At 64.4% G+C, this 14,153-nt stretch carries 10 protein-coding genes; 7 read left to right on the plus strand and 3 right to left on the minus strand.

The genetic code is table 11. From position 1 onward, the window contains the following. Window positions 1-2,000: retention module-containing protein (locus CRO75_RS03940; RefSeq protein ID WP_143503889.1), on the minus strand; the 2,000-nt coding region annotated here is incomplete at its 3' end. Between the two features lie 588 nt (window positions 2,001-2,588). Between CRO75_RS03940 and CRO75_RS03945 the strand changes: the two genes are divergently transcribed. Genes CRO75_RS03945 through CRO75_RS03955 form a run of 3 tightly spaced genes read left to right on the plus strand, consistent with a single transcriptional unit; the run spans window position 2,589 to window position 7,492 of the window. After that, entirely contained in the window at window positions 2,589-3,947 is a 1,359-nt protein-coding gene (locus CRO75_RS03945) for a TolC family outer membrane protein (RefSeq protein ID WP_097134552.1), read from the plus strand. A gap of 19 nt (window positions 3,948-3,966) precedes the next feature. Further along, the gene (locus CRO75_RS03950; RefSeq protein ID WP_097134487.1) at window positions 3,967-6,126 is read left to right on the plus strand and encodes a type I secretion system permease/ATPase; all 2,160 of its coding nucleotides are present in this window, start codon (window positions 3,967-3,969) and stop codon (window positions 6,124-6,126) included. 10 nt (window positions 6,127-6,136) lie between these two features. Continuing rightward, the gene (locus CRO75_RS03955; protein ID WP_097134488.1) at window positions 6,137-7,492 is read left to right on the plus strand and encodes an HlyD family type I secretion periplasmic adaptor subunit; all 1,356 of its coding nucleotides are present in this window, start codon (window positions 6,137-6,139) and stop codon (window positions 7,490-7,492) included. A gap of 139 nt (window positions 7,493-7,631) precedes the next feature. On the opposite strand, the gene CRO75_RS03960 is transcribed toward CRO75_RS03955, so the two are convergent. Together CRO75_RS03960 and CRO75_RS03965 are read right to left on the minus strand one after the other, a co-directional pair. After that, window positions 7,632-8,243, minus strand: coding sequence for a DTW domain-containing protein (locus CRO75_RS03960; RefSeq protein WP_097134489.1), 612 nt, complete (start codon window positions 8,241-8,243; stop codon window positions 7,632-7,634). 10 nt (window positions 8,244-8,253) lie between these two features. Continuing rightward, complete coding sequence (locus CRO75_RS03965) at window positions 8,254-9,147, minus strand: LysR family transcriptional regulator (protein WP_007920680.1); 894 nt, start codon at window positions 9,145-9,147, stop codon at window positions 8,254-8,256. A gap of 372 nt (window positions 9,148-9,519) precedes the next feature. Here CRO75_RS03965 and speB point away from each other — a divergent pair, with 372 nt between their 5' ends. The 4 genes from speB to CRO75_RS03985 all read left to right on the plus strand — a co-directional run bounded on the left by speB (window position 9,520) and on the right by CRO75_RS03985 (window position 14,128). After that, window positions 9,520-10,470 carry an agmatinase gene (gene speB / locus CRO75_RS03970; protein ID WP_007920678.1) on the plus strand — a complete coding sequence of 317 codons (951 nt, stop codon included), beginning with the start codon at window positions 9,520-9,522 and terminating at the stop codon, window positions 10,468-10,470. 9 nt (window positions 10,471-10,479) lie between these two features. Next, window positions 10,480-10,902: a nuclear transport factor 2 family protein gene (locus CRO75_RS03975; protein WP_062823289.1), complete on the plus strand. Its 423-nt coding sequence runs from the start codon at window positions 10,480-10,482 to the stop codon at window positions 10,900-10,902. A 197-nt stretch (window positions 10,903-11,099) separates the two neighbouring features. Further along, the gene (locus CRO75_RS03980) at window positions 11,100-12,611 is read left to right on the plus strand and encodes a cytosine permease (protein ID WP_092418030.1); all 1,512 of its coding nucleotides are present in this window, start codon (window positions 11,100-11,102) and stop codon (window positions 12,609-12,611) included. Window positions 12,612-12,748: 137 nt separating this feature from the next. After that, complete coding sequence (locus tag CRO75_RS03985) at window positions 12,749-14,128, plus strand: sodium:solute symporter (RefSeq protein WP_097134490.1); 1,380 nt, start codon at window positions 12,749-12,751, stop codon at window positions 14,126-14,128. The last annotated feature ends 25 nt before the right edge of the window (window positions 14,129-14,153 follow it).

Consider the following 14,153-nt stretch of genomic DNA (forward strand, 5'->3'; position numbering starts at 1 on the left):
AGGTTGGCGGTGCTCGGGTCGCCGTCGGCGTCGGTGAGGGTGTAGGCGAAGGTCTCGGTACCGCTGCCATTGCCGTGCAGCGCCTTGAAGTCGGCGTCCGCAGTGTTGAGGGTGTAGGTGTAAGTGCCATCGGCCGCTAGGACCAGGGTGCCGTAGGTGCCCGTAAAGGTGCCAGGGGTAACTGGGCCTGTGGGTACGCGGTCAGCGCCCTGCACGTCGTTGGTCAACACATTGCCGCTGAGCACCAGCTGGCTTTCCGAGGCAATGCCATTGCTGTCATCGACTGCCGTTGGCAGGTCGTCCACCACATTCACATCCAGCGAACCGCTGGCGGTGCTGCCATCGACATCGGTCGCCACCACATTGAAGTGTTCGCTGAGGCTGTTGGCGCCATTGGCTGTCGGGTGGGCCTCATTGTCGGCCAGGGTGTAGCTGTAGCTGATCACCCCGGTGGCGGCGTTGTAGCCCGTGATGGTCAGGGTGTTGCCCAGGGCCGTGGTCACCGATTGCGGGAAGCCCGCGGCCACGCCGCCCGTCACCACGTTGATCCCGCCCACCGTCAGGGTCTGCAGGCCGTCCAGCGCGGTCACGGTGAAGGTGCCGCTCTGGGTCAACGCGCCCGCATCCGGGCTGCTGCCGTCCGCCAGGTTCTTCTCGTAGACCGTGACTTCGCCGCCTTCGGCATTGAGGCCCTGAATCACCACCGTGTCGTCATTGTTGTGCACCTGCAACACCAGGTTGGCGGTGCTGCTGTCGCCGTCGGCATCGGTCAGGGTGTAGGTAAAGGTCTCGGTGCCGCTTCCGCCGCCCTGGAGGGCGAGGAACGCCGAATCACCAGGGTGCAGGGTGTAGGTATAGGTACCGTCGGCCGCCAGCACCAGAGTGCCGTAGGTACCATTGAAGGTACCGGCGATGATCGGTCCGCTGGGCACCCGGTCGGCGCCTTGCACATCGTTGGTCAGGACATTGCCGCTCAGGGTCAGTTGGCTTTCCGAAGCGACGCCATTGCTGTCGTTGAACGCCTGGGGCACATCGTCGGTGATATTGATATCCAGCGAGTTGCTCGCCGAATCGCCATTACTGTCGCTGGCGACCACGGTGAAATGTTCGCTCAGGTTATTGGCACCGTCGGCGGCGGAATGGATTTCGTTGCCGACCAGGGTGTAGCTGTAGCTGACCGTACCCGTGGCAGGATCGAAACCGGTGATGGTCAGGATGTTGCCGAGGGCAGTGGTGATCGACTGCGGAAAGCCGGCGGCCACCCCGCCACTGACCACGGCGATCCCGCCCACGCTGAGGCTGAGCAGTCCGTCGGGGGCGGAGACACTGAAGGTACCGTTCTGCACCAGCGCCGCAGGATTGCTCGCCGAGCCTTGGGGCAGATTGGCTTCGCTGAGGGTCAACTCGCCATTGGCGACCGACAGGCCGCCCAGGGTGACCGGGTTGTTCGGTGGGGGTGGCGGCGCGATACCGCCGTCGTCGCCAGGCGGTACCGCGGCAATCCGCTCAGGCACGAACTCAGGGATGCCGTTGAAGCCCGCGGTGGGGAAACCAATGATCGGCTCGACCCGACCCGCGACTTCTTCAAGCAGTACAAAGGTATGCCCGCCACCCAGGGCGCCGGGGGTGCCACCCGTAGCACCGGGGCCGGCCGCGGTGGCTTCGCCGGTCTGCGTCGGGTCGGCGCCGGCAGCGATGGCTTTCTGCAGTTGCTCGACATCGGTCAGTTGCGCCTCGCTGGGAGTCACGACTTCAGGAGCCTGCACATGGGGCGCCTGGTTCGCCAGCAGTTGCGGGGTCAATTGCAGGCTGCTGTCGCGCCCAAGGGTCAGTTCCTGGCCGTTCTGCAGATGCACGGCTACCGCGCCCTGCGCACCGGTCACCAGTTGATCCCCCGCAAACAGACGATCGCCCTCTACCAGAACGCGCCGGCTGCCATCCGCCGCGACCGCTACCACTTGCCCGATTACCTTACTGACGACACCGATTAACCTAGCCATGAGCACTTCCTCCGCTGCCGACCGCTATCGGCATCTGGTTGCACGGAAAAGTGCTATGGCGTTATCGGGTCACCGACGGGAAACGCCAGCCTGAAGGTCCGCTGACTTTTGCTCAGTCGAACCTGCGCACCGGCCTTCCCTCTCGCTCGTCCCTCGCTGGCCTGCTGTTTCTGCCGAAGGTAAAACCGAATGCAATCAAACGCATCCAGGCTTCGGACAGCCCTCCCGCGAAAGTCGCGACACAGATTCAAACACTGCGAGTGACAAAAAAATGTCGCACTGAAATCCGTATCGCACCCTCCCCACCGCTCCTCTTCCGCCCTATGTCGCAAATTTTGTTGAACCTTTTCAAGTCCCTGAAAAGCTCCCTAGAGCCTATAAATACGGGGCTTGCGAACTGAACAATGTGCTGGATTTCACAGAGTGCATAAGTTTTTTTCAGCATAAGGCTTATGAGAAATTCTTCTTAGCTTGCGCTCAGGATGTTCTTAGCTCTGTTGTTACAAGCCTGAAACGGTTTGACCTACAAATTTCGTCATTTTTTTGGCGACTGCAAAGCACCATACATGGACCAGGGAGATGTACCTCATGCGCGTTTTTACCCCCCTCAGTAGCGCGATTTTATTAGCCATGGCCTGCATTCATCAGGCCCAAGCCATGTCTCTGACGGAGGCGATTCAAAGCACGCTGGACAACCACCCGGAACTGCGCGCGAGCCAGAACAACCGTCTGTCGGCGGATGAGGACGTCAAGGTCGCCAAAGGGGGCTTCTATCCATCGTTGGACCTGAATGCTGCCTATGGCCGTGGCTACAGCGACAACACCACCACGCGCTCGTTGGGCAACCATCACACCGAGACCCTGACCTATACCCAGTCGGAGTTGCGCCTGCGGCAAATGCTCTTCGACGGCTTCAATACCGCCAATGAAGTCGGGCGTACCCAGTCGGTCTCCAACTCGCGGGCCTACTACACCCGTGGCACCGCCGAGAGCCTGGCGCTGCGCACCATCGAGGTGTACCTGGACGTGCTCAAGCGCCGCGAACTGGTGACCCTGGCCAAGAACAACCTGCAGGCGCACCTGCGGGTCAACGACCAGATCGGCCTGCGCAGCGAACGCGGCGTCGGCAGCACCGCCGACCTCGATCAGTCCAAGGCCCGTCGCGCCCTGGCGGAAAACAACTACGACACGGCGCAGGTCGACCTGGCCGACGCCGAGGCCAACTTCTTCAGCGCCGTGGGCCGTATGCCCGACGAACTGGAAAGCCTGCCTTCGGTGCGTGGCGAGATCCCCGCCAGCCTGCCGGATGCCCGGCAGAGCATGCTGGAGAACAACCCCTACCTGAAATCGGCCCAGGCCGACGTGCAAGCGGCCGAGAGCCAGTATGAGGTCGCCAAGTCGCCGTTCTACCCACGCTTCGATGCCGAGGCCGCGGTGGGCGCCAACGACAACGTGCAGGGCGACAAGGGCCACGACAATGAATGGCGGGTGGGCGTGGTGATGAACTACAACCTGTTCCGCGGCGGCAGCGACAAGGCCCGCCTGCAATCGGACGCGCACAAGATCAACCAGGCCATGGACATCCGCAACAACGCGCTGCGCATGCTCAACGAGAACATCACCCTGGCCTGGAACGCCATGCTCAACGCCAAGAAGCAGACCCCCACCGCTCGCGAATACGCTGAAACCACCACCCGCGTACGGGCCGCTTACCAGGACCAGTTCGGTCTCGGCCAGCGCACCCTGCTCGACCTGCTGGACAGCGAAAACGAGCTGTACAACGCCAACCGCCGCTACACCGAGGTGCGCTACACCGAGGAGTTCTCGATGTATCGCGTGCTGGCGAACATGGGCGAGTTGTTGAACAAGGAAAAAGTCGTGGTGCCAGCCGAAGCGATCGCCCAGACCGAAGTGAAGAGCGACGCCCGTCTGCCTGAGATGCGTTAAGTCCTCGGAGGACTTCAATGTGACCAGCATGGAACCCGGGAGCTCAGGCGTCGATCCGCGCCTGAGCTTTGATGACCCGTTGTTGGACGGATTGTTGATCCTCTGCAAACTGCACGACTGCACCGTCAGCCGGGCCAGCCTCAGCGCGGGGCTGCCCCTGGCCCAGCAACGCCTGAGCCTGGACCTGCTGCCCCGCGCCGCGGCCCGCGCCAGCCTGCAGGCCCGGCTGCTGCGTCGTGAGCTGTCGGCGATTTCCAAGCTCAACCTGCCGGTGCTGCTGATCCTCAAGCATGGCCGCTGCGCGGTCCTGCGCCGCTGGGGCGATGACGGCCAGGCGCTGATCCTGCCCAGCGAAGCCGAAGGCGGCGAGCAGTGGGTCAGCCAGGCGGAGCTGAACGATGACTACAGTGGCCAGGCGCTGTTCGCCCGGCCACGCCACGAACTGGAAGAACTGCGCAATTCCCTGGTGCCGCGGGTCGAAGCCTGGTTCCGCGACACCCTGAAACTCTCGCGCTGGCTGTACAGCGACGCGATCCTCGCCAGCCTGCTGATCAACCTGTTGGGGTTGATGGTGCCGCTGTTCGTCATGCAGACCTACGACCGCGTGGTGCCCAACCAGGCCACCTCGACCCTCTGGGTGCTGGCCATCGGCCTGTTGATCGGCACCGGCTTCGAGCTGGTGCTGCGGGTGGTGCGCGCCCATCTGCTGGACAGCGCCGGCAAGCGCACCGACGTGATCCTCTCCGCCACCCTGTTCGAGCGCATCACCGGCATGGCGATGAAAGCCAAGCCGGCGACCATCGGCGGCTTCGCCCAGAGCATCCATGACTTCCAGGGCCTGCGCGAGTTTCTCACCGCCGTGACCCTGACCAGCCTGATCGACCTGCCCTTCGCCGTGCTGATGCTGCTGGTGATCGGCCTGCTCGGCGGCTGGCTGGTGGTGATCCCGCTACTGGCGTTTCCCCTGACCATCGTCTTCGCCATGCTGATCCAGGCCCGCCTGCGCGACACCGTGCAAAAGAGCCTGAGCCTGGGCGCCGAACGCCAGGCGCTGCTGATCGAGACCCTCGGCGGCCTGGAAACCCTCAAGGCCTGCAGTGCCGAAAGCGAACGCCAGCACAAATGGGAAAGCACCCACGGCGCCCTCACCCGCCTCGACAGCCACGCGCGCAATCTCTCGGCCCTGGCCACCAACGGCACCCTGTTCATCCAGCAGTTCTGCGGCATGGCGACCATAGTCGCCGGGGTCTACAGCATCATCGCCGGCAACCTCAGCGTCGGCGCGCTGGTCGCCACCTACATGCTCGGCAGCCGGGTCCTGGCGCCGCTGGGGCAGATCGCCGGGCTGATCACCCGTTACCAGCAGGCGCAACTGACCATGCGCAGCACCGACGCCCTGATGGCCCTGCCCCAGGAACGCGATGCCCGCCAGCGCCCGCTGGAGCGCACGCAACTGCAAGGCGCGCTGGCGCTCAATCAGGTGACCTTCCGTTATCAGGGGCAAAATGCCGCGGCCCTGAGCAATATCAGCTTCAGCATGCAGCCCGGCGAACGCATCGGCATCATCGGCCGCAGCGGCTCCGGCAAGAGCACCCTGGGGCGCCTGGTCATGGGGTTCTATGCCCCCGAGGAAGGCCAGTTGCTATTGGACGGCCTGGACCTGCGCCAACTGGACGTGGCCGACCTCCGCCAGCAGATCGGCTATGTCGCCCACGACCTGCCGCTGCTGGCCGGCAGCCTGCGCGACAACCTGACCCTCGGCGCTCGCTACATCAGCGATGCGCGCATGCTCGAGGTCGCCGAGCTGACCGGCGTCACCGAACTGGCCCGCCAGCATCCCCAGGGCTTCGACCGGCCGGTGGGCGAGCGTGGCCAGCTGCTGTCCGGCGGCCAGCGCCAGGCCGTGCTGCTGGCCCGGGCGCTGCTGCTGGACCCGCCGATCCTGCTCCTGGACGAACCCACCAGCGCCATGGACAACAGCAGCGAAGACGCCCTGCGCCAGCGCCTGCACGCCTGGGTACAGGGCAAGACCCTGCTGCTGGTGACCCACCGCACCTCGATGCTCAGCCTGGTGGAGCGGCTGGTGGTCCTGGACAACGGGCGGATCGTCGCCGACGGGCCGAAAGAAGCGGTCATCGATGCACTGCGCAAGGGCCGTGTCGGCTCTGCGGCGGTCTAGGAGTCGCCCCATGCCTGCCTCATCGCAATCACGCGGCTACTTCGCCAGCCTGCGCAAAAGCGCGGAAAGCGAGTTCATGCCCGAAACCGCCGGCGCCTCGCTGCAGGATTCGCCCCGCGGCTCGCGCATCGTCGTCTGGCTGACCACCGGGCTGCTCATCAGCGCCCTGCTCTGGGCCAAGTTCGCGGTGCTTCAGGAAGTCACCACCGGCGAAGGCAAGGCCATCCCGTCGAGCAAGGTGCAGGTGGTGCAGAACCTGGAAGGCGGCATCGTCACCGAGATCTTCGTGCGCGAAGGGCAGATGGTGAACAAGGGCGACACCCTGCTGCGCCTGGACGACACGCGTTTCCTGTCGAACAAGGGCGAAAGCGAGGCCGACCGCTATGCCTTGATGGCCCAGGTCGAACGCCTGTCGGCCGAAGCCGAGGGCCGGCCGTTCAAGCCGTCCGACGAGGTGGTGGCCAAGGCGCCCCAGGTGGCGGAGGACGAACGCTCGCTGTACGAACAGCGCCAGCGCCGCCTGGCCAGCGAACAGCGGACCCTGAGCGAACAGCTGCGGCAAAAGACCCAGGAACTGGCGGAATTCCGTTCGAAACAGGGGCAATTCAGTTCCAGCCTGGCCCTGCTCAACCAGGAGATGAACATGTCGGCGCCGCTAGTGAGTACCGGCGCGGTGTCACCGGTGGAGATCCTGCGTCTCAAACGCAGCGCGGTGGAAATCCGCGGCTCGCTGAATGCCACGACCCTGGCCATTCCCCGGGCGGAATCGGCGATCAACGAAATCAGGAGCAAGATCGACGAGTCCGAACAGGGCTTCCGTTCCGACGCCGCCAAGGAACTCAACGAGAAACGCACCGACCTGTCGAAAATCACTGCCTCGAGCATCGCCATCGACGACCGGGTGACCCGCACCACCGTGACTTCGCCGGTGCACGGGGTGATCAAGCAGCTCAAGGTCAACACCATCGGCGGCGTGGTCCAGCCGGGCAGCGACATGCTGGAAATCGTGCCGCTGGAAGACAACCTGCTGATCGAGGCCAAGGTGCGGCCACAGGACGTGGCCTTCCTCCATCCCGGGCAGAAAGCCATGGTCAAGTTCAGCGCCTACGACTACACCATCTACGGCGGCCTGAGCGCCAAGCTGGAACTGATCGGCGCCGACACCATCGCCGACGACAAGGGCAACAGTTTCTATCTGATCCAGGTGCGCACCGACAAGAACCACCTGGGCGGCGACCTCAAGCCGCTGCTGATCATCCCCGGCATGGTCGCCACGGTAGACATCATCACCGGCGAGAAAAGCGTGCTCGACTACCTGCTCAAGCCGGTGCTCAAGGCGCGCACCGAGGCGATGCGCGAGCGCTGATACACCCGACCTGTAGCCGCTGCCGCAGGCTGCGCCGGGGCGCGCAGCGGCCCCTGGGCCTGACGCCGCATACCTCCTGAAAAACCACGCCGCCTGGATCGGTGCCCGCTTCGCGGTCGATCGCAGCCTGCGGCAGCGGCTACAGGTCTTTTGTCTGTTGGTGGTTACGTTGGTAGGTGTCTTCGCCCATTGCCGCGATCTGTCCGTCGATCAAGGCTTCGAAGGGCTTCAGCAATGGCGCGAACGTGGCGGGTGCCTCCAGGACCTGCAGGGCCTGGACGATGGCCTCGATGGTCGACAGGGCCCCCGGCCCGGGCGCCTTGCGCAGCCGGTAACGGGACACCGCGCCTGCGGCCAGGGTCACTCGCGGCAACGCGGCCAGCGGCGGATTGAGGTGCAGCAACTTGCGCGCCTTGCGCCAGGTACCATCGGGCACCACCAGCAGCAAGGGCTGCTCGTCCGGCACGCTGGAATAAGCCTGCAACGGCTGCGCGTCCTCCGCCGGGAACAGCAGGCGCGCCTGATAGCCGGGACAGTTCAACCACTTCGGCAGATCGGCAAACACCTCACCAACGATCAACTCGGCATTGTTCAACCCCAACGCCGCCAGCCGCGCGGTGTTCAGCGCGTGGTTCACTTCACTGGGATGCTGCAACAGGAGGATCCGGGTGCGGCTGTCCAGCCGTGGAATCAGCGGGCACAGGCAATGGGTTTTCGGGCGCAGGCAACGCGGGCATTGAATTCTCGACATGGGCGCCTCCTCAGGCCTGATTGAGCTGCGCCTTGAGCAGGTCGCGGAACGTCTGGATCAACGGTTCGCGGCTGCGCCCACGGCGCACGATCATCGAAAACGGCGCCTGATAGCCGAAGGTCGCCGGTAGCAGCACGCGCAAATCGCCCTTGTCGGCCCAGGCCTGGGCGTAATGCTCCGGCAGGTAGCCGATGTAGGCGCCGGACAGCACCAGGATCAGCTGCGCCTCCATGCTCTCCACCGTCGCCGCGCTGTGCTTGAAGCCATGGCGCGCCAGTTCGGCCTGGCTCCAGTAGCCACGGCCGACCATGCGCTGCTGGGTGATCACCTGCTCGGGGATGCGCCGCTCGTTGAACAGTGGGTGCCGGCTGCTGCAATACAGCCAGTGCTGCTCGCGGTACAGCGGCATGTACACCAGCCCGCTCATGCGCGTGGAGAACGCACCGATGGCCAGGTCCAGGCGGTTGTCCTGCACGCCGAGCTGCAATTCGTAGGGGCTGAGTACCGACAGGTGCAAATGCACCGCCGGGTGTTCCTGGCTGTAGGCGCCGATGGCTTCGGCGAACGGCAGGGCCTTGTCGCTCACCGTCGAGTCGATCACCCCCAGGTTGAGGGTGCCGCGAAGTTCGCCCTTGAGCGCCGCGGCGTACTGCTCGAAACCCTCCAGCTCGCCCAGCAGGCGCAGGGTTTCCTGATGGAACAGCTCGCCCTTGCTGGTCAGGCTGAAACCGCCGCGGCCACGGTGGCACAGGACCAGCCCCAGGGCCGACTCGAGCTGGCTCATGTAGGTGCTGATGGCCGACGTGGAGAGGTTCAGTTCGTGCTGGGCATTGGCGAACCCCTGATGCCGCACCACACTGACGAAGATGCGCAATAGTTTCAGATCAGGTAAAGCGTTGGCCATGGGAGCTCCACAAGGAAAATCGACAACGGGGATCGGGTGTCAGGGTCATCCAGACCTCATTGGCGTTCCTTCATGAACAGCGTCGCGGCGCCGATTATGACCGCTGTGCGGCCAATCGCGGGCAAGCCTCGCTCCTGCAGAAGCACGAGCGAGGCGTGGGCGCCACCTGCTCGGCGTGAACAACGCCGCGCTCGCAGAGGCCAAAGTCTATCCTTTACGCCCAGCATTAGTTTAGAAAAATCTGAACTAAGTATTTGCCCGTAGCGATTCTTCCCGCCCACTGCATTTCGCAGAATCGGCCCCACGCGGTTTCGCCGGCAGTCATCGCCGCGCCACAAACCCCATAAATAAAACAACGATGAGGCCAATCCCGTGGACAAGATTCTCCACCAACCACTGGGCGGCAACGAAATGCCGCGCTTCGGCGGCATCGCCACCATGATGCGTCTTCCCCATGTGCCTACCCCGGCCGGCCTGGATGCCGCCTTCGTCGGCGTACCGCTGGACATCGGCACCTCGCTGCGCGCCGGCACCCGCTTCGGGCCCCGTGAGATCCGCGCCGAATCGGTGATGATCCGTCCGTACAACATGGCCACCGGCGCCGCGCCCTTCGACTCGCTGAACGTGGCCGACATCGGCGACGTGGCCATCAACACCTTCAACCTGCTGGACGCCGTGCGCATCATCGAAGAAGCCTACGACGGCATCCTCGAGCACAACGTGATCCCCCTGACCCTGGGCGGCGACCACACCATCACCCTGCCGATCCTGCGCGCCATCCACAAGAAACACGGCAAGGTCGGCCTGGTGCACATCGACGCCCACGCCGATGTCAACGATCACATGTTCGGCGAGAAGATCGCCCACGGCACCACCTTCCGCCGCGCCGTCGAAGAAGGCCTGCTGGACTGCGACCGCGTGGTGCAGATCGGCCTGCGCGCCCAGGGCTACACCGCCGAAGACTTCAACTGGAGCCGCAAGCAGGGCTTTCGCGTGGTACAGGCCGAAGAGTGCTGGCACAAGTCGCTGGACCCACTGATGGCCGAAGTACGGGCGAAAGTCGGCGACGGCCCGGTGTACCTGAGCTTCGACATCGACGGCATCGACCCGGCCTGGGCGCCAGGCACCGGCACCCCGGAAATCGGCGGCCTGACCACCATCCAGGCGATCGAGATCGTCCGTGGCTGCCAGGGCCTCGACCTGGTCGGCTGCGATCTGGTAGAAGTCTCGCCACCGTACGACACCACCGGCAACACCTCGCTGCTGGGCGCCAACCTGCTGTACGAAATGCTCTGCGTGCTGCCGGGCGTGGCGCGTCGCTGAGGCCCGGCCATGAGCGAGCGCGAGCAGGTCCTCAAAGCCGCCGCCGAACTGGTGGCGGCCTTTGCCCGTAACGATCGCGAAGCCTACTTCGGTGCGTTCAGCACCGACGCCAGCTTCGTCTTCCACACCCTCGCCCAGCCCCTGCTGTCCCGCGACGCCTACCAGGCGCTGTGGGACAGCTGGCGCCGCGAGGACGGCTTCGAGGTGCTGTCCTGCACTTCGAGCAACGCGTTTGTCAGCCTGCAGGGGGACACCGCGGTATTTATTCATGACGTCGCCACCGAGCTGCGCATGCAAGGGGAGCAACACTTCAGCCAGGAGCGCGAGACCATTGTTTTTTGCAAACAAGGGTCCGGCACACAACAACAAGGCCTATGGCTGGCCTGCCACGAACATTTGTCCGCAATGCCGGAAGGGCTGCCACCCCCTTAGGTTCTGTACGGAAAGTCGCCGAGCGGCGATCAGGCAAGGCAAAAACAGGCGAGGAAGCGGAGTGTAGGGGCCTACATGAGCATTCCGAGCCTGTTTTTAACGCAGCATGATCGACGCGCAGGCAGTTTACGTACAGAAGCTAGCCAGACAGGTGACGCTCACACACGACGAGCGCGCCTTTGTGATCGGAGCAGATCATGAATAACAACAACAAAGAAAAAAGCCTTAGCAGCATCGAAACAAACGGGGTCGAACAGATCCCCGACCATGAACGCGACGCCCGGCCCAGCGACCTGTTTCGCCTGATCTTCGGCGGCGCCAATACCTTTGCCACCGCCGTGCTCGGCAGTTTCCCAGTGCTGTTCGGCCTGTCCTTCCAGGCGGGTGTCTGGGCGATCGTGCTGGGCGTGATCCTGGGGGCATTGATCCTCGCGCCGATGGGCCTGTTCGGGCCGATCAACGGCACCAACAACGCCGTCTCTTCCGGTGCGCATTTCGGCGTGCACGGGCGGATCGTCGGTTCGTTCCTGTCGTTGCTGACCGCCATCGCCTTCTTCTCCCTCTCCGTATGGAGTTCGGGGGACGCCCTGGTGGGCGGCGCCAAGCGCCTGGTCGACCTGCCGGAAACCGACCTGACCCTGGGCCTGGCCTACGGCCTGTTCGCGATCCTGGTACTGACGGTGTGCATCTACGGCTTCCGTTTCATGCTGTGGGTCAACCGCATTGCCGTCTGGGCGGCGAGCCTGCTGTTCCTGCTGGGGATCTTCGCCTTCGCGCCGGCCTTCGACAGCCAGTTCGCCGGGACCGTGGCCCTCGGCCAGGCGGGTTTCTGGGCGGCCTTCATCGGTGCCGCGCTGGTGGCCATGAGCAACCCGATTTCCTTCGGTGCGTTCCTCGGCGACTGGTCGCGCTACATCCCCCGCGAAACGCCGAAAGGCCGGATCATGCTGGCGGTGATCGCCGCGCAGATCGCCACCCTGATTCCCTTCCTGTTCGGCCTGGCCACCGCCACCATCGTGGCGATCAAGGCGCCCGACTACATCGCCGCCAACAACTACGTCGGCGGCCTGCTGGCGGTTTCGCCGAGCTGGTTCTTCCTGCCGGTGTGCCTGATCGCGGTGATCGGCGGCATGTCCACCGGCACCACCTCGCTGTATGGCACCGGCCTGGACATGTCCAGCGTGTTCCCGCGGGTGCTGTCGCGGGTCAAGGCGACCTTGTTGATCGGCGTGCTGTCGATCGCCTTCATCTTCATCGGGCGCTTCGCCGCCAACCTGGTGCAGAGCGTGTCGACCTTCGCCGTGCTGATCATCACCTGCACCACCCCGTGGATGGTGATCATGCTGATCGGCCTGCTGGTGCGTCGCGGCTTCTACTGCCCGGACGACCTGCAAGTCTTCACCCGTGGCGAGCAAGGTGGCCGCTACTGGTTCCAGCACGGCTGGAACTGGCGTGGCCTGGGGGCCTGGATCCCCAGCGCGCTGGTCGGCCTGTGCTTCGTCAACCTGCCCGGGCAGTTCGTCGGTCCACTGGGCAACCTGGCCGACGGCATCGATATCAGCCTGCCGGTGACCCTGGGCCTGGCCTCGCTGGTGTACCTGGCCCTGCTCAACCTGTTCCCGGAACCGGCCGCGGTCTACGGCCCCAACGATCCACGCAGCAAGAGCACGGATTCGCTCGGTAAACCGGTCATGCGCGAAACCGCCTGACCCATGCATGACCTGTAGCGGCAGGCTCGCCCGCGATCACGCCCCACACGACGGGCCCAGACCCCGTCGCCTTGATCGCGGCAAGCCTCGCGCCTACGGGACGCCACTATAAGAAAGACAATCGGAGACACGCCATCATGGCTTTAGATCTATTCGTCGTACTCATCTACGCCGCCGGCATGCTGGTGCTCGGCTACTACGGCATGCGCAAGGCCAAGACCCACGAGGACTACCTGGTAGCCGGCCGCAACCTGGGCCCGACCCTGTACATGGGCACCATGGCCGCCACCGTGCTGGGCGGTGCCTCCACCGTCGGCACCGTGCGCCTGGGCTATGTCCACGGCATCTCCGGCTTCTGGCTGTGCGCGGCGCTGGGCCTGGGCATCATCGCCCTCAACCTGCTGCTGGCCAAGCCGCTGCTCAAGCTGCGGATCTTCACCGTTACCCAGGTCCTGGAAAAACGCTACAACCCGATGGCCCGCCAGGCCAGCGCGGTGATCATGCTGGCCTATGCGCTGATGATCGGCGTGACCTCGATCCTCGCCATCGGCACCGTGCTGCAAGTGCTGTTCGGCCTGCCGTTCTGGATTTCGGTGCTGCTGGGCGGCGGCGTGGTGGTGATCTATTCGGCGATCGGCGGCATGTGGTCGTTGACCCTGACCGACATCGTCCAGTTCGTGATCAAGACCGTCGGCCTGATGTTCATTCTGCTGCCGATCTGCCTGTACCGCGTCGGCGGCTGGGATGAACTGGTGGCCAAGCTGCCGGCGTCCAGCTTCAGCTTCACCACCATCGGCTGGGACACCATCGTCACCTACTTCATGATCTACTTCTTCGGCATCCTGATCGGCCAGGACATCTGGCAACGGGTGTTCACCGCCAAGACCGAAAAAGTCGCGCAATACGCAGGCACCGTCGCCGGTTTCTACTGCATCCTCTACGGTCTGGCCTGCGCCCTGATCGGCATGGCCGCGCATGTCTTGCTGCCGGACCTGGACAACGTCAACAACGCCTTCGCCGCCATCGTCAAAGCCTCCCTGCCGGACGGCATCCGTGGCCTGGTGATCGCCGCGGCCCTGGCCGCCATGATGTCCACCGCCAGCGCCGGCCTGCTGGCCGCTTCCACTACCCTGACCGAAGACCTGTTGCCCAAGCTGCGTGGCGGCAAGCAGTCGAGCCTGGGGATCAACCGCCTGTTCACCCTGCTGACCGGCATCGTGGTCCTGGGCATCGCCCTGGTGGTCAACGACGTGATCAGCGCCCTGACCCTGGCCTATAACCTGCTGGTGGGCGGCATGCTGATCCCGCTGATCGGGGCGATCTTCTGGAAACGCGCGACCACCGCCGGCGCCATCGCCAGCATGGGCCTGGGTTTCCTCACCGCGCTGGCGTTCATGTTCAAGGACGGCCTGGATGCCAACACCCCGATCTACTACAGCCTGGCTGTCGGCCTGATCAGCTTCGTGGTGGCGAGCCTGTTGTCTCGTCGCCCGGCAACCCTGGCCAACGCGATCTAACCTCAGGTCAGACGCCGTACATTTT

The sequence above is a fragment of the Pseudomonas sp. LAMO17WK12:I10 genome (assembly GCF_900215185.1).
Lineage (GTDB): Bacteria > Pseudomonadota > Gammaproteobacteria > Pseudomonadales > Pseudomonadaceae > Aquipseudomonas > Aquipseudomonas chlororaphis.